This is a genomic window from Stenotrophomonas sp. KH_029 (assembly GCF_057839765.1).
In genome coordinates this window covers 2231150-2249564 of record NZ_CM174498.1, presented here as the reverse complement: position 1 = coordinate 2249564, position 18415 = coordinate 2231150, and the positions used below count along the sequence as shown (strand labels likewise).

The following is an 18415-nucleotide window of genomic DNA, read 5'->3' as shown; positions in this document are numbered from 1 at the left end:
GTTGTATGCCTGATCAGAATTTGCCGCGGGTACTGCCGGCGCACCTGCTGCCGCTGGCCATTGCCGCCGTCCTTGCGCCGCTGACCGCCTCGGCACAAGAAGCCACCACCCTTGACCGGATCGAAGTGACCGGTTCGCGCATCCGCGCCGCCGATGCCGAAACCCGCCAGCCGATCCTCACCATCACCCGCGACGATATCGCCAGGCAGGGCTACACAAGCGTCGCCGACATCCTGCAGAGCATGACCTCGGCCGGTTCGCCGGCTATCTCGCGCGCTCAGGCACTGGCCTCGGGCGAATCGGTCGGTGGCTACTACATCGATATCCGCAACCTCGGCGCGGCACGCACCCTGGTGCTGCTCAACGGCCGTCGCTTGGGCGCTACCACCAGCGGCCTGCAGGATCTTGGCCAGATCCCGCTTGCTGTGATCCAGCGTATTGAAGTGCTGAAAGATGGTGCTTCGTCGATCTACGGCTCTGACGCGATCGCTGCCGTGGTCAATATCATCACCGATACCAAATTCGAAGGCGCCGAGTTCAACGCACAGGTCGGCCAGTTCAGCCAGGGCGATGGTCGCACCCAGGAATTCTCGCTGAAGATCGGCACCCAGGGCGAACGCAGTGGCATCATTTTGGCGGCCGAATACAGCAAGGAAGAGCCGGTATGGGCCAAGGACCGCTGGTTCAGCCGCGACGGCAATGCTGGTCCAGACTACCCTGGTTCAGGCTCCAGCCCGATCAGCGACAAAGGCGCGCATTGCAAGCCTTGTGCCGGCCCGGGCGTCAGGCCGGAGGACGTGCGTTGGTGGACGCTGCGCGATGGTGGTGACCCGCGCAATCCCAACGATTTCCGCCCGTTCACCGCCGGTGACAATGTCAATGCCAACGAGCAGATGATGCTGCAGACCGGGATTGAGCGCCGCTCGCTGTTTGCCAGTGCCTACCACGACATCAACGACAATCTACGCCTGCAGGGCGAGGCGCTGTACAACCAGCGTATTACCGACCAGCAGATTGCCGGCTATCCACTGCAGTACAAGCTGCCGGCCAACAGCCCGTTCAATCCATATGACGTAGACACCAATATTCGTCGCCGCCTATGGGAGATGCCGCGCACCACCCGCAGCGAGCTGCAGACCTATCGTTTGAGCGGTGGGCTGGTCGGCACCTTCGAACTCGGCGGGCGCGCCTTTGACTGGGATGTGGGGGCACTGGTCAATCGCAACCGTCTGACCAAGACCGCCCGCGGCGATGCGAGCCGCTTCGCGCTGGACCGCTCGCTCAAGCCCGAATGCGGCACAGCGGCCGATCCCAACTGCAAACCGTGGAACCCGCTGCTGCCTTATGGTGTGGATGGCCCCGGTTCGCTGTCCGATCCGGAACTGCAGAAGTTCCTGTTCCCGACCTTCGTCGATACCGGCGAAACCACCACCACCACCTACAGCGCCAACCTCGCCGGTTCGCTGTTCGATATGCCTGCCGGCGAGTTCGGCTTTGCGGTGGGCTACGAGCACCGCCGCGAGCAGGGACGCTTCGTTCCCGATGCGTTCTCCCAGTCCGGGCAGAGCACCGGCCTGGAATCGGTCACCACCGAAGGGGCGTACTCGCTGGACGAGGTCTATACCGAACTGAGTATCCCGATCCTCAAGGATCTGCCGTTTGCCCGCGAACTGACCCTGAATACCTCCGGCCGCTTCTCCAAGTACAGCAATTTCGGCAATACCCTGAACAGCAAGTTCGGCCTGACCTGGCGCCCGCTGGATGAATTGCTGGTGCGCGGCACGGTGGCCACCGGCTTCCGCGCCCCCACCATCAGCGACCTGTACGGCGGTGCGTCCTCCAGCTTCGAGTCCTATACCGACCCCTGCGGCACCGGGCACACCAACAGCGTCAACGGCAATGCGGCATGCAACGCTGCCGGGGTGCCGCTGGGCTATGTACAGCTGGGTCAGGGCCTGGTGCCTTGCACCGGTTACCCATGCCAGACCCCGGAACAGTTCTTCAACCAGTCCAACCCGGATCTGAAGCCGGAACGATCCACCAGCACCACCATCGGAATGGTCTGGAGCCCGCGCTGGGTTGAGGGCCTGGATGTGTCGCTGGATTGGTACAGCTACACGATCAAGGACATGATCATCCAGGACAGCGTGGACCGCATCCTGCGCGATTGCTACGTGCTGGGTGACGCCTCACGCTGCGCAGGGATCGTGCGCGAAGCGGACGGCCATATCTCACGCATCAACTATGGCGTGGCCAACCTGGGTTTGGTCAAGACCCAGGGCTATGACCTGGGCCTGCGCTACCGCCTGCCGGAGATGGCGGTCGGCCAGTTCAAGCTGGATTGGCAGAGCAGCTATACCAGCAAGTTCGACGAAGAGGGCGTCAACAACGCCGGCGAGAAGATCATGATTGGCGTGGTCGGGGACCCGGGTTACTTCCGTCTTCGCTCCAATATCGGCCTGGACTGGGAGAAGGGCAGCTGGGGTGCCAACTATGGGCTGCGCTACTACTCCGGCATTCGCGAAGCCTGCGTGCCGAACCGCCCATGCACTGATCCGGACCGCATAGCCAACGGAGAGGGGGCGGCGGTGCGCAAGGTGGGCAGCAACACCTTCCACGACCTGCAGGTACGCTGGACCGCACCGTGGGACGCCACCATCGCGGTGGGTGCCAAGAACCTGTTCAACCACCAGGGCCCCATCCTGTTCTCGCAGCCCAGCAGTGCCTTCCCGTATTACGGCGGTTTCGATATCGGCCGTTCGATCTACATGAAGTACCAGCAGCGCTTCTGATCGGGGCGTTGATCGACCGCAGCAACAGGGGCCGGCGCAAGCCGGCCCTTTCGTTGCTGGGAATCGACCCCCGCAAGGGTAGGTTGACCCACGGTCGGATACCGGCGACACCAATCTCTCGCCCCACGGCGGCAAATCCGCTGGTGCCGGAAAATAAACAATTCGTTAACTCCGTCGACAAAACGTGACGGTCAGCACCTTATTGCAACAAATTGCATATCGACCGCGTCATCCGGCCGACATCATGGCGCCCTGATTCGACCCCTCGGATCGACCCCGGCCCGGCCTGCGCGCACGCGCAAATCGGCACTCCCTCCGCCCTGCGGGCGGCCTATCGATGCACCCGACCCTGCGCCCACGGCGTGGGCTGGGCAGCGCATACCCTGAGGATTGTTCATGTCGTTGATTCACCCCACCCACCGCGACCCGCGTACCGCACGCCGAAATGCACTGGCCGCCACCGTCGCCCTGGTCCTGACCGCGGTCGGTCAGCTTGGCCACGCCGCCACCCTCAACCCGGGCCAGACCGGCACCGTCAATCAGCATGGCACCATCGAGGACTGGTACCTGACCGGCGCCGAGTTGAACATCAACGCGGCCGGCGAAGTGCGCAATATCGATGCCGGCGCCAACTCCACGGTCAATGCCAACGGCGGCATCCTTCGCCAAGCCTACCTCCATGGCGGTTCCACGCTGCAGTCGGTGGACAGCCACTTCCAGGCGATGTCGATCTGGGGTGGGTCGCAGGCGCAGCTCAACGGCGGCTCAATCGGTCGTGGTGGCCTGCAGGTGTATGACGGCAGTACGGCCGATGTGCGAAATATGAACATCAACGCCACCGGCACCAATGCCGGTATCGATGTCTCCAATACCGATTCGCAGCTCACCCTGCGCGACAGCACCGTTACCAGTGCCACCTATGCGCTGCGCGTGGGCGCCGGCGGCACCGCCGACCTGGATGGCGTCACCCTGCTGGCCAGTGCACCCGGCGGTGCCTATACCCTGGGTGCCGACGTACTGCTCGGCCATGCAGAGGTGCGCAACAGCGATATCCGGGCCAGCCGTGACGGTATGCAGGTCGAGAGCGGCTCGGCCGATATCAGCGCCACCCGCATTGAAGGCACCACCGGGCAGGGCATGTTCATCGATCGCGCTATTCTGTCCAGCACCGCCACCTTTGATCCCGCTGCGGTCACCCTGCGCGACAGCCGGGTGACCGGCAGCTGGGCCGGCGTACGCGTGCGCCGCGACAGCACCGTGACCCTTTCCAATACCGAAGTCATTGCGACTGACAAGGATGTGAGCGGCTTCAGCACCGGCCTGTGGCTGGAAGGCGCCAACGCGCATGTCAGCAACGGCAGCCGTATCAGCGGTCTGGAAAATGGTGTCGCGATCAATGCGACCTCCGGCTATACCGGCGCGGTGCAGTTCCTGGATTCTTCGCTGGTGCTGGATGGTTCGCACGTCAGCTCCCGCGATGGCAGCGCGATCCTGGTCAATGCGTTCTCGGTCGCTACCCCGCAGAACGTCGACATCACCCTGGCCAACGGCAGCACCGCCACCGGCGGTAACGGCGTGGCAGTGGAAGTGCACGATGCCTCCCTGGTCAATCTGAACGTGGACCGCTCGGACCTGGTCGGCGACATCGTGGTGCACGGTGACCGCGCCACTGCCGACGTGAGCCTGCAGCAGGCCTCGCTGCTGGGCCGCATGGTCAACACCGATGCGGTGACCCTGGACAACCGCAGCACCTGGCAGCTGACCGGCGATTCCAGCGTGACCACGCTGAACCTGGGCGCGGACAGCCGCATCCTGCTGGGCGATGGCAGCCGCTTCAACACCCTCACCGTCAATGGCGACTACACCGGTGCCGGTGGCACGATGCTGTTCAATACCGTGCTCGGCGACGACACCTCGGCCAGCGACCGCCTGGTCATCCACGGCGACAGCCACGGCCAGACCCATGTGCTGGTCAACAATATCGGCGGCGCCGGCGCGCAGACCGTGGACGGCATCCAGCTGGTCCAGGTCGATGGCGCCTCCAACGGCCGCTTCGATCTGGCCGGCCGCGCGGTGGGCGGGCAGTACGAGTATTTCCTGTTCCAGGGCGGCAAGACCGATCCGGCAGACGGCGACTGGTACCTGCGTTCGGAGCTGGCCACCGCCCCCAACCCCTGCGACGCCGATCCGAGCCTGCCCGGTTGCGGCGGCACCATCGAACTGCCCGACCAGTGCGTGATCGACCCCGACCTGCCGCAGTGCAAGCCGGTTGTGCCGGTGCTGCGCCCGGAGCCGGGCGCCTACCTGGCCAACCAGTCGGCTGCAGTTGGCATGTTCCAGCACGGCCTGCACGACCGCGTCGGCGCGCCCGGCTTCAACGGCGAGCACAACGGCGCCTGGGCGCGTGTCTCGCGCAGCCAGGCCGACTACGCCGCCGTGGGCGAGCAGCTGGAGATCAGCAGCGACACCAATGCGCTACAGGTCGGTACCGACCTGTTCGGCTGGGGCGCGGAAAGCCGCGGCAAGCTCGGCGTGATGCTGGGCACCGGCTCGGCCAATAGCCAGGCCACCTCCACGCTCACCGGCTACAGCGCCAAGGGCAAGGTCCGTGGCCAGGCGATCGGCCTGTACGGCACCTGGTTGCAGAACCCGGATGCGGCTACCGGTGCGTACGTCGATGGTTGGCTGCAGTACGGCCGCTACCAGAACAGCGTCGAAGGGCAGGGCCTGCAGAAAGAGCGTTACGACGCACGTACCGCGACCATCTCGGCAGAAACCGGCTACGCCTTCGCGCTGGGCGCAAGCGACCGCTCGGCCTGGTTCATCCAGCCGCAGCTGCAGCTGAGCTACAGCGACTACCGCAGCGACCGACTGGTCGAGCGGAATGGCACCGTGGTTGAGTCTGACGACGTGGGAGGTCTGTCGTCGCGTCTGGGCGTGCGCATCTACGGGCAAACCACCGCCGCCGGCAACAAGGTGCAGCCGTTCGTAGCGATGAACTGGCTGCGCGATGGCGGCGACAACGCGATGCGCTTCGACGGCGCGCGCGTGCAGGCCGACACCCCGGCCAGCCGCGTCGAACTGAAGGGCGGCGCACAGGTGCAGCTGGGCAAGCGCTGGACCGGCTGGGGCGACCTGGGCGTGCAGCGTGGGCAAGACGGCTACCGCAATGTCAGCGGGCAAATCGGCGTGCGTTACAGCTGGTAAGTGCTGCGGGTAGTTGATGACTGGACAAGGGCGCCTGCGGGCGCCCTTGTCGTTGGTGCAGTCGGCAGCTGCGCCATGTCGGCCACGCTACCGGGCGGGCGATGGCGACAATACTGTCATCGTGGCAGCGACCCGGGCCAGCCCCAGGCACCGCCCGGCATTCATGCATTCCGTAGCAACGCCTGGCGTGGCGTGCGCCGGGCAAGGGGGCACGCATGCTACCTTCGCCGCCAACCGCGTTCCCGAACGCCGTCGCCCCAGGAGCCGCCTGCATGCCCGCATTGATGGATTGGACCCGGCACTCGGCCGTGCAACTGGCGGCCATGATCCAGCAGCGCACGCTGACCTCCACTGCGCTGGTGTCGGCCTGCCTGGCGCGCATCGAGGCGGTCAATCCCGCCCTGAACGCGCTGGTCCAGGTCTGTGCCGAGGAGGCGCTGGTAGCGGCGCGGCAGGCCGATCTGCGGATCGCACGTGGCGAGTGCTGCGGGCCGCTGCATGGCGTGCCGTTCACGGTCAAGGACGTCATCGACACGGTCGGTGTGGTGTCGGCGGCAGGGTTGGTGGAGCGGGCAGGGCATATCCCCACACAGGATGCGGTGGTGGTGGCAAGGATGAAGCAGGCCGGTGCGATCCTGCTGGGCAGGAGCAACTGCCCGGCCGGCGGGGGTGGGGGCGTGACCGACAACGCACTGTATGGCGCCACCCTCAATCCGCACGATCGCGGCTGCGGGCCGGGGGGAAGCAGTGGCGGCGAGGCGGCGGCGATCGCCGCAGGGTTCTCGCCCATCGGGCTGGGCAGCGATTCGGGCGGCAGCCTGCGGGTTCCCGCGCATTTCTGCGGCATCTGCACGCTCAAGCCCACCAGCGGGCGCGTGCCCAGCAGCGGGGTGTTCGACCATCCCGGCGGCCTCAGCGACCCGCGCAGCCAGGTGGGCCCGATGGCGCGGCATGTCGAGGATCTTGCGGTGGTGCACCGGGTGATCGCCGGCCCCGACCAGCGCGATGCGGCGGTCATTCCGATGCCGTCGCCGGCGTTCGACGACGTTGCGGTGCGTGGCCTGAAACTGGCCTGGTACGACCAGGGCGATATCGTGGCGGTGGATGCGGACACCCGCGCCGCGCTGCAGGCCGCCACCAGGATCCTGGCTGCGGCCGGCGTGCAGCTGCAGGCGGCGTTCCCGGCGGCACTGGCGCAGTCGCGCGTGCTTACCGAGCGCTATTGGACCCTGGCACAGGGCAGCGGTGCCGACGCGGTGCAGCTGTTCGCCGATTGGGACCACTACCGCACCGCCATGCTGGCGTTCTTCGGCGACTACGACGCCATCCTGTGCCCGGTCGACGCCGGCCCGGCGCCACGTCGGGGCGAACACCGTGCCGATCTGTTTGGCCACACCCTGCCTTACAGCCTGACCGGCTGGCCGTGCGTGGTGATCCGCGCCGGCAGCAGTGCCGACGGCCTGCCCATCGGCGTGCAGATCGTGGCGCGCCCATGGCAGGAGCATGTGGCGCTGGCACTAGCCAGGGCCATCGAGGTGGCATTGCCATTCTCCAGCTGGCCCAAGGGCTGGGCGCAGTGATCCAGCGCGCCGCCAACCCTGCCCAGGGCTATGCTCTGGACCGCAGCAACAACGTCGGCAGCAGCAACAGGGTCACCACCAGCATCGCCAGCGGCTGGTACAGCAGATCGGCACGATGCAGCAGCCCGACCACGCCCAGCCCGGCAGCCAGCATCAGGTAGTAGCCCAGGCCGAACCATGCCGCCGCCGTGCCGCGCACCTTGGCATGGGCATCCAGCGCGGTTGCCAGCAGGTTGGGGATGGCGCAGCCATAGGCCAGCATCAGCAGCAGCTGGCACAGCATCAGCCCGGCCAGGGCCACGCGGGGATTGCCGTTGGCGACAGCCAGCCAGCCCACCTGCAGCCCTGCGGCCAGCACGCTGCACACCACTGCGGCGTGCACCAGTTGGGCAGGGCGGTACCTGCGCAGCAGCCGCCGGTTGAGCCAGGCGCCGGCGATGCTGCCCAGCGCGATGCCGATACCGGTCAGGCCGAAGACCCAGGTAGGCCAGCCCAGCTGCTGCAGGGTGAACGGGGCCAGCGTGTAGTAGCCGAACAGCAGCAGGTTGAAGCCGGCTACCTGGCATGCCGCTACCCAGACCCGGTGGTCGGCCGCCACCTGTCGCGCCACCTGCCATAGCGGCGCCTGTCGGGTGGTGTCCGGCCGCGTTTCGGGCAGCCAGCGCCAGGTGGCCGCGGTCAGGCCGATGCCGATCACGGCCAACAGGCAGAACGCGCCGATGTGACCGAAGCGCAGCGCCAGCAACGCACCCAGTGGCGGCCCCAACGCCGGCGACAGCGACAAGGTCGCGCCAATGACGGAGAACACCGCGGCCAAGCGCGCGCCATCGAAGCGGTCGCGCAGCATGGTCTGTACCACCACCGAGCCGGCACTGGCACCGAAAGCCAATAGCACGCGCGCGGCCAGCAGCACGTCAAACGCCGGTGCCAGCAGTGCCGCCATCGCGCCGATGGCATAGCAGGCCAGCCCGGCCAGCATCGCCGGCCGTCGGCCCAGGCGGTCGGCAACGCGCCCCCACACCACCACGCCTACGGCAAAGGCGAGGAAATAGAGGCTCATGGTGCGTTGCGCGGTGGCGGCATCAACCCCGAATGCGCTGGCGATATGCGGCAATACCGGCGCATAGAGCGTTTCGCTCAGCTGCGGGAAGGCGATCAGCAGCACCAGCAACAGCAGCGGTGGCGTGGCCAGGCGGGTGGAAGGCGGGTTCATCGAGGTCGCCATCAGGAGGGTGCCCAGCGTGGCGCTGGCGCGCCGGTGACCGTTATCGATAGAGTGACCAAAACCATTGAATGGAGTCATCGGCGATGCCACGCTTTGATCCCCGTCACACCCCCGATCCGGACAGCCTGTCCGCGCCGGTGGTGGGCTTTGTCATCGATGCACCGGCGCCGCATGATTCGGGCGTGCACCAGCACCGGCGTGCGCAGCTGCTGTACGCGGTCAGCGGGGTGTTGCAGATCAGCATCGGCCACACCCAGTACCTGCTGCCGCCGACCCTGGCCGCCTGGATACCGCCCGGCCTGCCGCACCGCGCGCAGGCCGGCAAGCCGTTCGCCTACCGCAGCCTGTACTTCGATGCGCGCCGCGCGCGGGGCCTGCCGGCTACCCCGCGTATCGTCGCGGTGTCCCCGCTGCTGCGTGAACTGATTGTCTGCATTGCCGACTGGCCACTGGAAGACAGGCTGTCGGGCGCGCAGGCACGCGTGCTGCGGGTACTGGTGGATACCTTGCTGCTGGCGCCGGAGCAACCGTTGCAACTGACCATGCCGCAGGACCCGCGGCTGCAGCGCATCGCCGGCTGCCTGCTGGCCGATCCACGCCTGAGCCGTGACCTGGCTGCGCTGACCGCCCGCTTCGGGCTGGGCCTGCGCAGCGCCAGCCGCCTGTTCCAGGCGCAGACCGGCATGGCGCTGGGCGCCTGGTGCCAGCAGCTGCGGCTGCTGGCCGGCAGCCGCATGCTGGCCGAAGGGATGCCGGTCGGCCGTGTGTCCGACGCGCTGGGCTATGCGCAGGAGAGCGCGTTCATCGCCATGTTCAAGCGCTGCACCGGCCGTCCACCCGGGCAGATGCGTTCGCGCGCCTGGTGATGTCGGCGCAGTACCTGCGTTTTCGTACGGATATCATGGCATCGGCCCACGCCGCTGGCTTACAGTAGCGCCGCCATGCAGGGCAACCTGCCGTGCAACCCTCCATTGCGCCATCCCATGCCACCGACGCGTCGGCACACGCCGCCGGGGTGGGGCGGCGCCCGACTTGCCTGGAACGCCATTGAAGATACTCAAGTTGATTGGCCTGCTGGTGGTGCTGCCGTTGTTGCTGGCCGCACTGGGCGGATGGGAACTGCACCGGGCCGGCAGCACGCTGGCGCAGTTGCAGAACTTCCAGGCCGATCAGGCCATGGGCCTGCTGCAGGAACGCGGCCAGGACTGGCGCGCCGCGGCGTTGCGGCGTGAGCTGCCCGCCGCCCTGCGCATCAACAACGTGCAGCATGCCCTGGCCTGGACGGTCGTCGGCGTGGCGCTGCTGGCCGCGCTGATCGGCGCGGCGGCGTTGGCGGCGATGCAGTGGGCGGGCATGCGCGCGATGCAGTCGCGCGAAGCCCTGCTGCGGACGTTCTCGCGCGGCAGCCGCGGGTTGCCGTTCGTGCTGGTCGGGCATGCGCTGGCGATGATGGCCGTGTTCGTGGCGGTGCTGGGCTATGAAGGCCTGGCGGTCTGGCATGCCGGGCGGATGTCCAACGGCGAGGTCAAGCTGATGCTGGCGCTGATCGTGGTGGCTGGGTACTGCCTGTACGCGATGATCCGCCTGCTGGCACGGCTGGGCGCCATGCTGGCGCTGTTCCAGCCCAGCCCGGTGGTGCTGCTGGGCCAGGCGCTGAGCGCCGCGCAGGCGCCGGCGCTGTGGCAGATGGTGAACGGGCTGGCCCAGCGCCTGGGCGCGCTGCCGCCGGACCATATCGTGGCCAGCCTGACCGCCGGCTTCTATGTCACCTCCAGCGAGGTCGCCCTGCAGCCGGAAGGGCGCGTGCTGCAGGGGCGCACCCTGCATGTGCCGTTGCTGTACCTGGGGCTGTTGAGCCGCGATGAGATCGCCGCGGTGGTGGGCCACGAGCTGGCCCATTTCGTCGGCCAGGACACCGAGTACAGCGTGCGCTTCCTGCCCATCTACGATGGTGCCAGCCGCAGCCTGGGCGAGCTGGCGCAGGCGATGCAGGACAGCGACAGCACCCAACAGTGGCTGATGCAGCCGTCGCTGCTGCTGGGCAGCCATTTCATCGAACGCTTCGACCACGCGGTGAACCACTGGAGCCGCGAGCGCGAACTGCTGGCCGATGCCGCCGGCGCCGGCCTGGCCGGCAACGCCGCGGCGGCCTCGGCGCTGGTACGCATTTCGGCGATCGACCCGCACCTGGACGCGGCGCTGGCCCGGCAGTTCAACGGCGATGCGCCGTCGTTGGCCGGCGACGACCTGCCCGGGTGGCTGTTGGACCAGCTGCAGCAGTGCACGTTGAGCATGCCCGAGGAGGCGATGGCGCTGCAGCTTCCGCACCCCACCGATACCCACCCGTCCACCGGCGAGCGCCTGCGTGCGTTGCAGGTTGCCCCGGCGCAGGCGGTGGCCAACGGCACCCGCCCGGTGCTGGCCGCCGCCAGCAGCGCCATGCTCGATACCTGGCTGACCGAACCGGCGCCGTTGCGCGCGCAACTGGGCGGCCAGCTACTGGACTACGCCGCCGCCGAGCATGCCGCCTACACCCAGGCGCTGCAGACCCAGGCCGCTGCGGTCAGCGGGGAGCGGGTGCTGCATGAGGGCGCGCGCCTGCGCGGTGGCCTGCTGATGGCGGTGGCCGCAGGGTTGCTGGCGGCGGCGCTGTGGACCGGCGGGGTGCTGTGGTTCGGGCCTGGCGCGGCGCAGCGCAATGCCGCCGTACTGCTCGGCGTGGGTGGGCTGATGGTTGCGGCGGCCGCGCTGATCGGATGGTTCGCGCTGGGCTTCCTGCTGCGCGCGCGCCGCCCGGCCCTGCGGCTGACCCTGGATGCGTTCGAGTTCGCCAACCTGCAGGCGCCGTTGCCGATCGCGCATATCGCCGACGTCGGTGTGCAGGTGGGCCGTGGGGTCACGGTAATGCTGGCGCTGACCGATCAGGCGCCGTTGCCCTTGCTGCGCGGTGCCGGCCTGGGCGTGCCGGCGGCGAAATTGAATGTACGCCGGCGCCTGCTGACCCTGCAGACGGTGCAGTTGTGCGAGGACAACAAGACGGTGCGGCCACCGGACCTGCTGGCGCTGCTGATCGACTATGTGCAGGCCGCGCGGGCCCGTGCGTTGCTGGCGCAGGGCCGTGCCCATGCGCCGGTGGTGGAGGTGGCGTCGGTCAGCGACTGAACCGAAGCGACACTACCGGCGTGCGCCCGTTGGGCATCGGCACGCTGCGTTTGGCAGCGGTTGCGGTCACGCCCCGCCACGATCGGCAAACGCATCGGTGGCGCGCACCAGTGCATCGGCGGTGGCCGGCTCGGTGGCGCTGTGGCCGGCCACCACCATCTCCAGCCGTGCCTCCGGCCAGGCGCAGGCCAGGTCCCAGGCGCTGCGCGGCGGGCAGATGATGTCGTAGCGGCCCTGCACGATCACCGCCGGCAGGTGGCGGATGCGGTCGATGTCGCGCAGCAGTTGGCCGTGTTCGAGGAAGGCGTGGTGGCGGAAGTAGTGCGCCTCGATCCGTGCCTTGGCCAGGGTGTCGAGCGGGTCGGCGCTGGAGACCGCATCCACGTCGTGCACCAGCGTGGCCGCGTGGTCTTCCCAACCCAGCCACGCCTGTGCGGCGGCGATGCGGGCGGCCTGGTCCGGCCCATCCAGGCGCCGCCAGTACGCCTCGATCAGGCTGCCATGCTCGTCGGCCGGGATATGCGCGGCGTAGCGCGTCCAGCGTTCCGGGAACAACCAGCGTGCGCCGCCGTCGGCCTCGTTGAACCAGCGGTTTTCTTCAGCCCGACCCAGGTAGACCCCGCGCAGGATCAGCCCGGTGGCGCGCTCGGGATGGGCCTGCGCGTAGGCCAGCGCCAGGGTCGAGCCCCAGGAGCCGCCGAACACCAGCCAGCGGTCGATGCCCAGGCTGACGCGCACGGTCTCGATGTCGCCGACCAGGTGCGCGGTGGTGTTGTCGCGCAGCTCGCCGAACGGGGTGGAGCGGCCGCTGCCACGCTGGTCGATCAGCACGATGCGGTAACGCGCCGGGTCGAAGAAGCGGCGGTGGGTGGGCGAGGCGCCGGCGCCGGGGCCGCCGTGCAGGAACACCACCGGGATGCCGTCCGGCCGCCCGCATTCCTCCACGTGCAACGTGTGCAGTGCATCGGCGGCCACCATGTGCTGGCGGTACGGGGCGATGGGGGGATACAGGGTGCGCATCGCGTGATTCTCGGCTGACGTATCGGCCAAGCATAGCCATCGTCGCCATGGCCGTCATGTACGGCCTTGCATGCGCCTGCGTACATTCGACACGTGGCGTGCCGCATCAGTAGACTGCGCAGCTTCTGTTGCCGTGGCTGGAATCGCATGTCCGTTGAAGCCCACTGCCTGTGTGGTGCGGTCCGCGTTGAACTGCAGGGCCGCCCGGCCGCCCGTGCGTACTGTCATTGCGCCACCTGCCGCGATTTCTACGGCACCTCGCTGCTGTCTGCCACTGCCTGGGATGCCGATGCGGTGCGCCTCACGGCAGGGGAGGGCGCGGTGTTCCAGCATCCGCACAAGCAGCTGTCCAAGACCTTCTGCACCGTCTGCGGGGAGGTGGTGTTCGGCACCAACCGGCTGGGCATGCGGGTGGTACCCAGCGCCATGCTTGCCCGTGCCGGCGGCGGGCAGCTGGATCCGGCGCTGACGCCGCAGATGCATCTGTTCTACCGGGACCGCGTCCTGGATGCCGTTGACGACCTGCCCAAGTACCTGGATGGCTGGGACGGGCCGCTGTACGTCGCCACTACCTGACATCCATCGGGGCAGGGCTGCAACAACTCGCAAAAACGCCTGAAATCGCACGTTTTACCAGTTCTTGCATGGTGCCCGGCGCGGCGCGGTGGTTTCCTGTCGCCCCGAAGCCAACCGCGCTTCGGTGCCGATCAGGAACGAGTGAACATGAACAGACCAACCATGCCCCGCGCGTGGCGCCAGCCTGCGCGCGCCCGCGGCTTCACCTTGGTGGAGCTGATGATCGTGGTGGCGATCATCGCCATCCTGGCTGCCATTGCGCTGCCGAAATACCAGGACTACGTAGCCCGCGCTCGTCTTACCGCGATGGTCGCTGAAATAACCGGCGGCAAGGTGGGCGTGGAGTCGTTGCTGATTGAAGGACCGCTGCCCTCGTCGATCACCCCGGCAGACATCGGCCTTCACCACCCAACCGAGCTGTGCCCGTTCATGGACATCGTGGTGTGGCCGGAGAATCCGGTGGCGAAATTGAGTTGCAGTTCGCGGCACGGCGAGGCCCAGCTGTGGTACTCGACCACGGAGGGCTGGTCATGCAATGCTTTCACTACGCTACAGGACTGGGCTCCGGCGAACTGCAAGCCCTACGGCATCGATCGCCCTGATCCGTAAGTGCAGCGACCGACGACGCAGGCCGCTGTTGAAGCGGCCTGCGTTGCCATCAGCCGCGTTGATCTCAACTGCTGTCGCGCGACACCCTGGCGCGGTACGCATAGACGTTGTCGCCGCCAATGCGCTTGGCCTGGGTGCCGCTGATGGTGTCCACCTTGCGGTCCGAGCCGGTTACCGGCTGGGCCTGCACCTCGGTTTCGTGTTCGAAGGCGTGCGACTTGTCGGTGTTGCGGTAGTAACGGTATAGCGCCCAGTACAGGGCGGTTGCGCCGGCCGGGCCGGCGGCCAGCAACCAGAGTCCACTTTCATCGCTCATCACATGGCTACCAGGAAGAGAAGCACCAGGGCTTCGATGACGGTGCCGGTGGTCAGCGCGGCCAGCAGCAGTTTCCACTGCTGTACCGGCACGCTGCCCATGGTTTCGCCGGTGCGGCCATTGACCGCGATGTAGTGCAGCATGCCGCCGTTGCGGCCGGGCTGGTGGTAGGAATACAGCCAGACCGGCAGGTACATCGACACCCAACGGGTGCCATGTACCTCCAGCCGTTCGCGTTCCCAGCGCACGCCGCGGTCGTAGCGGCGGACCGAGCCTTCCACCTGGGCACGGGCGATGGACAGCAGCTGGTCTTCCAGCCGTGGCTGCAGCTGTTCTACGTCCACGTTGCGCTTCTCGGTGCTGAAGCCGTTGAGGAAGGAGGCATTCCACTTCAGCGCGTTCTTGGTATCGAACGGCAGGATGGTGTTGATGATGTTGTTGGTGTTGGCGCGGGTGTCCAGGTTGCCGCGCTCGGAGGAGGACTCCAGCGGCAGGTCGTCCACGGTGAAGTCCACCTGGCGCTCGACCTGGTAGATGTCCGCGTCGTAATAGGTTTCCTTCTTGTCGCCGGTGCCGCGGGTGTACTCGCGGGTCTCGATCTCGCCCTTGCCGGACACGCTGGCGCTGACGTTGCCGTCGACGATCATGTAGGGCAGGTACACGCCGATGACGTTTTCCGGGCTGAACTCCTGTTTGAACGCCTTCAACGCAAACAGCCGGCGCTTGTCGACGAACTGGCGGATGCGGGCGACCGCATCGTTCTTGCCGATATGGAACGGCAGCACCGCGTCGGGCACCGCGCCGTTGGCCACCTGTTCGTTGACCCCGAACACATGGCGGCACCAGTGGCAGCGCGCGGTCATGCTGCTCTCGGTGTTGATGGTCACCTCGGCGCCGCAGCCGGTGCACTTGAAACTCATCAGGCTGGCGGTGTCGGCCTGGATGTCGCGCGCGCCGGAGGCGATGACGGTGCCACGCAGCTGGTCGATGCCTTCGCCCAGCCCGAACGCTTCTTCGACCCGGTCGCCGTGCCATTCGTTGCGGCAGTACTGGCAGACCAGCACATCGCTGCCCAGCTTGAGCCGGATATCGGTGGCGCCGCACTTGGGGCAGCGGTTGAGGCCGTCGCGCAGTTCGGCCGCGCCGGTGTCGATGGCCACCGGGTCCGGTGCCAGCACTTCGTCACGGATCGCCTCGGGCAGGGTGGCCGGGTCGAGCGGAAAGCTGCCCGGCACCGGCGGTACATCGCGCGGCGAACCGGGGCCGGTCAGTGGCGTGGCCGGCAACGGCGGTGGCGCCGCCCCGGGGGGCAGCGGCGGCGGGGTGGTTCCTGGATTGGACATATGCGTGCGCTTCCTGCGTCTTACAGGCCCAGTGCCTTGGCCTTGAGGGCATCGTAGTCGTCCTGGGTGATCAGGCCCAGGTCGAGCATTTCCTTGGCCTTCTTCAGCTTGGCCACCGGATCGTCGGCGGCCGGCGTGGCCGGCGCCACCGGCTGCTGCAGGTTGCCGGCGCCGAACATGCCCGAGGCCATGCCGACCCCGACCAGGCCGGCCGCGCCGCCGTTCTCGCCGGCCGACTGGATGCCCTGGGCCACGCTGGCCTGCAGGTTGGAATTGCCGCGTGCGCCGGACAGCGCATCGGCGCGCTGCACGGTCTTGAGCAGTTCGCGGGTGTTGGCGTCGTACTCGATCGACACGATCGCGGTCTTGACGATGGCCAGGCCGCGGTCGGACTTCCACTGGTAGCCCTGTTCAACCGCTGCCGACAGGCTCTGCGCAAAGCCCAGCGAATCCTGCTGCAGCTTGGTGATGCGGTTGCCCTTGCCCGGGTCGTTGGTATACAGGCTGAAGGCCGGCGCCAGCGAACCGACCACTTCATTGAACAGCTGGCTGGCCGCGGCGTTGTCCAGGTCGGTGAAGTCGAACACCTGGCCCGGCTGCAGGTAGCTGGCCGGCACGAAATTCTTCACGAACAGGATCGGGTCGACGATCTTCAGCGTGTACGAGCCGCGCGTGACCGCGCCGACCTGGGTGCCCAGGAAGCCGTCGTCCCAGTAGATTTCCGACTGGGTGCCGAAGCGGTTGTCGGGCAGTTCCTTCAACGAGACGAAGAAGGCCGCCTGCTGGCCGCCCGGCTGGCCGCCGAACTTGAAGCGTTCCCAGCTCTGCTTGATCAGCGGGGTGACCAGGCCGTCGCCGGCGAAGATCGACTGCGAGTTCAGGTCGTCCGAGCGCCACTCGTAGCCGCCGGGTTCGGCGACGAAACCGGTGATCGCCCCGTCCTGGAACAGCAGCAGGCCGTAGCCTTCGGGCACCACGATTTTGGAGCCGTTGCTGATGATGTTCGACGAGCCGGCGGTATTGGAACCACGCCCGGCATTGGTGCCGCGCGGCACCGCCGCAAACAGCGCCGCGGTGGACGGCAGCCCGGCCGGCACGGTGTAGAAGTCCTTCCACTGGTCAGCCAACACGCCGCCGACTGCACCCTTCACCGCCTGTACCAGACCCATGGCCAACTCCCTGTGATTACCGGACGGGCGGGGCGCCCGTCGTGACTGGCCGACTATATCAGCAGGCGTCGCGACCGGAAGGGCCACGCCATGCCCGGTGGACTGCCGGCCTTGTGCTGCCGGTCAGGTTCGCCGTGCATGGCCGGCTCAGCCGTCGCGCCCGCGCTGGGTGCAGTCCTCGGCGAACCGCGCTTCGGACATGGTGGGGATCGGCAAGGGGAAGTCCGCAAACAGCATTGCGTACCACGTATCCAGCTGCGGCTTGTCGCCGGCCTGGCAGGCATAACGCACGGCTGCCGCGAGGTTCCAGGGCGTGGGGTGGCGCTTCAGGATGTCCTGCCAGCCACGACGCATCAGCGGCCACTCGGCCTGCGACGCCTGGAACAGCTCGTTGCCCTGGTAGCCGGAAGTGGCTGCCCAGTACAACCGTGCATACCGCGATGGCCGATAGGCTTTGGGCGTGCGCTCGAGCGCGTGCCGCGCGAAGGCTTCCATTTTCTCCCCATCGCCGCCCCAGCTGGGGGTGTAGTAGTGCATGGCGATGAAGGGGATCCGGTCATAGCCGGGATGGGCGCGCAGGCCTTCATCGGCGATGGCCATGAAGTCGGCCGCATCGGCCTCCTGTCGCAGCCCGATCAACACTGCCATTTCATACCAGAACGGATCGCGCCGGGCGGTTGCCTTGTGTGCGTGCAAATAGGTGGCCGCCTCGGCGGTGTAGTGCCGGAACGGCGCCCAGTTCTCCGCTGGCACCTTGCTGGCTACATCGCCGCCACGGTAGCTCCAGCCACGGTTGAGCGGAACGCGCGCCATCATCAACTGGGCGGTAGGGGAGCGCGGCGCCTGCGCGACCCAGCGCCCAGCCCATGCAGTCCATTGTTCCCAGTGCTGCGGGGGCTGCGGCTCGGTGCCGATCCGGCGCGACATGCACATGTAGAAATGGCCCAGCAGGGACTCGCCGCTGCCGGTGAGCTCACCCTTGCGGAAGCGTTTGGCTATGGCGTCCAGTGCCGGGTAATCGTCGGCAGCCATCAGCGGCTCGACCTGCTCGCAAAGCGTGGCGGCCTCGGGATCTTCGTCTGCGTGGGCCGCTGCAGCGAACAGGCAGCAGCCGAGCAATACGGCGATGAAATGCATCCTGCACATCGTGTTCTTCCTTGTTGGATTGGTGTTTTGGCGCTGCCGGTGGCATTGCCGCCGCGAGGTCGATATTGCACAACTTGGCGGCGGGCAGTCCGGACATACTACCGAACCGGGCTGGCGGCGGACGCCAACGCCTGCTGCCGGGCGCATGACGTGTGATGGGGCGGCGTGTCGAGGAGGTCGGTGACTGACGTGTTCGGCATCGCCCGCAGCGGGGCGGTGGCCAGACTCTGCAGTTGGTCACGGCTCACCATGCTGGATTGGCGTCGTTGA

Annotated in this window: 13 protein-coding genes; 7 read left to right on the top strand and 6 right to left on the bottom strand. The window is 67.4% G+C overall.

Annotated elements, in window-relative coordinates:
• Positions 1-5 precede the first annotated feature (5 nt).
• From AC3ITM_RS10175 to AC3ITM_RS10165, 3 genes are all read left to right on the top strand, one after another.
• Positions 6-2792 carry a TonB-dependent receptor plug domain-containing protein gene (locus tag AC3ITM_RS10175; protein WP_489264724.1) on the top strand — a complete coding sequence of 929 codons (2787 nt, stop codon included), beginning with the start codon at positions 6-8 and terminating at the stop codon, positions 2790-2792.
• A gap of 396 nt (positions 2793-3188) precedes the next feature.
• The gene (locus tag AC3ITM_RS10170; RefSeq protein WP_489264722.1) at positions 3189-5999 is read left to right on the top strand and encodes an autotransporter family protein; all 2811 of its coding nucleotides are present in this window, start codon (positions 3189-3191) and stop codon (positions 5997-5999) included.
• Positions 6000-6271: 272 nt separating this feature from the next.
• On the top strand, positions 6272-7579 hold the full coding sequence (locus tag AC3ITM_RS10165) for an amidase (protein WP_489264720.1): 1308 nt from the start codon (positions 6272-6274) through the stop codon (positions 7577-7579).
• A gap of 28 nt (positions 7580-7607) precedes the next feature.
• Here the strand turns inward: AC3ITM_RS10165 and AC3ITM_RS10160 are convergent, their stop codons facing one another.
• Entirely contained in the window at positions 7608-8792 is a 1185-nt protein-coding gene (locus AC3ITM_RS10160) for a multidrug effflux MFS transporter (protein ID WP_489264718.1), read from the bottom strand.
• A gap of 95 nt (positions 8793-8887) precedes the next feature.
• Here AC3ITM_RS10160 and AC3ITM_RS10155 point away from each other — a divergent pair, with 95 nt between their 5' ends.
• Both AC3ITM_RS10155 and AC3ITM_RS10150 read left to right on the top strand, forming a co-directional pair.
• Positions 8888-9670: an AraC family transcriptional regulator gene (locus tag AC3ITM_RS10155; RefSeq protein ID WP_489264716.1), complete on the top strand. Its 783-nt coding sequence runs from the start codon at positions 8888-8890 to the stop codon at positions 9668-9670.
• Positions 9671-9851: 181 nt separating this feature from the next.
• Positions 9852-11966 (top strand): M48 family metallopeptidase, encoded by a 2115-nt coding sequence (locus tag AC3ITM_RS10150; protein ID WP_489264714.1) that lies wholly within the window; start codon positions 9852-9854, stop codon positions 11964-11966.
• A 66-nt stretch (positions 11967-12032) separates the two neighbouring features.
• Here the strand turns inward: AC3ITM_RS10150 and pip are convergent, their stop codons facing one another.
• Positions 12033-12986, bottom strand: a complete 954-nt coding sequence (gene pip / locus AC3ITM_RS10145) for a prolyl aminopeptidase (RefSeq protein ID WP_489264713.1) — start codon at positions 12984-12986, stop codon at positions 12033-12035.
• 147 nt (positions 12987-13133) lie between these two features.
• On the opposite strand from pip, the gene AC3ITM_RS10140 reads away from it, so the two are divergent.
• Both AC3ITM_RS10140 and AC3ITM_RS10135 read left to right on the top strand, forming a co-directional pair.
• Positions 13134-13562 carry a GFA family protein gene (locus tag AC3ITM_RS10140; RefSeq protein WP_489264712.1) on the top strand — a complete coding sequence of 143 codons (429 nt, stop codon included), beginning with the start codon at positions 13134-13136 and terminating at the stop codon, positions 13560-13562.
• 147 nt (positions 13563-13709) lie between these two features.
• Positions 13710-14171 (top strand): pilin, encoded by a 462-nt coding sequence (locus tag AC3ITM_RS10135; protein WP_489264710.1) that lies wholly within the window; start codon positions 13710-13712, stop codon positions 14169-14171.
• A gap of 64 nt (positions 14172-14235) precedes the next feature.
• Here the strand turns inward: AC3ITM_RS10135 and AC3ITM_RS10130 are convergent, their stop codons facing one another.
• The 4 genes from AC3ITM_RS10130 to AC3ITM_RS10115 all read right to left on the bottom strand — a co-directional run bounded on the left by AC3ITM_RS10130 (position 14236) and on the right by AC3ITM_RS10115 (position 18145).
• A complete protein-coding gene (locus AC3ITM_RS10130) occupies positions 14236-14487 on the bottom strand; it encodes a hypothetical protein (protein ID WP_489264709.1) in 252 nt (83 codons plus the stop codon).
• On the bottom strand, positions 14487-15830 hold the full coding sequence (locus AC3ITM_RS10125; RefSeq protein ID WP_489264707.1) for a TFIIB-type zinc ribbon-containing protein: 1344 nt from the start codon (positions 15828-15830) through the stop codon (positions 14487-14489). Before AC3ITM_RS10125 ends, AC3ITM_RS10130 begins: the two co-directional genes overlap by 1 nt.
• 20 nt (positions 15831-15850) lie before the next feature.
• Complete coding sequence (locus AC3ITM_RS10120; protein WP_489264705.1) at positions 15851-16999, bottom strand: SPFH domain-containing protein; 1149 nt, start codon at positions 16997-16999, stop codon at positions 15851-15853.
• A 147-nt stretch (positions 17000-17146) separates the two neighbouring features.
• Entirely contained in the window at positions 17147-18145 is a 999-nt protein-coding gene (locus AC3ITM_RS10115) for a hypothetical protein (RefSeq protein WP_489264703.1), read from the bottom strand.
• Positions 18146-18415 lie beyond the last annotated feature (270 nt).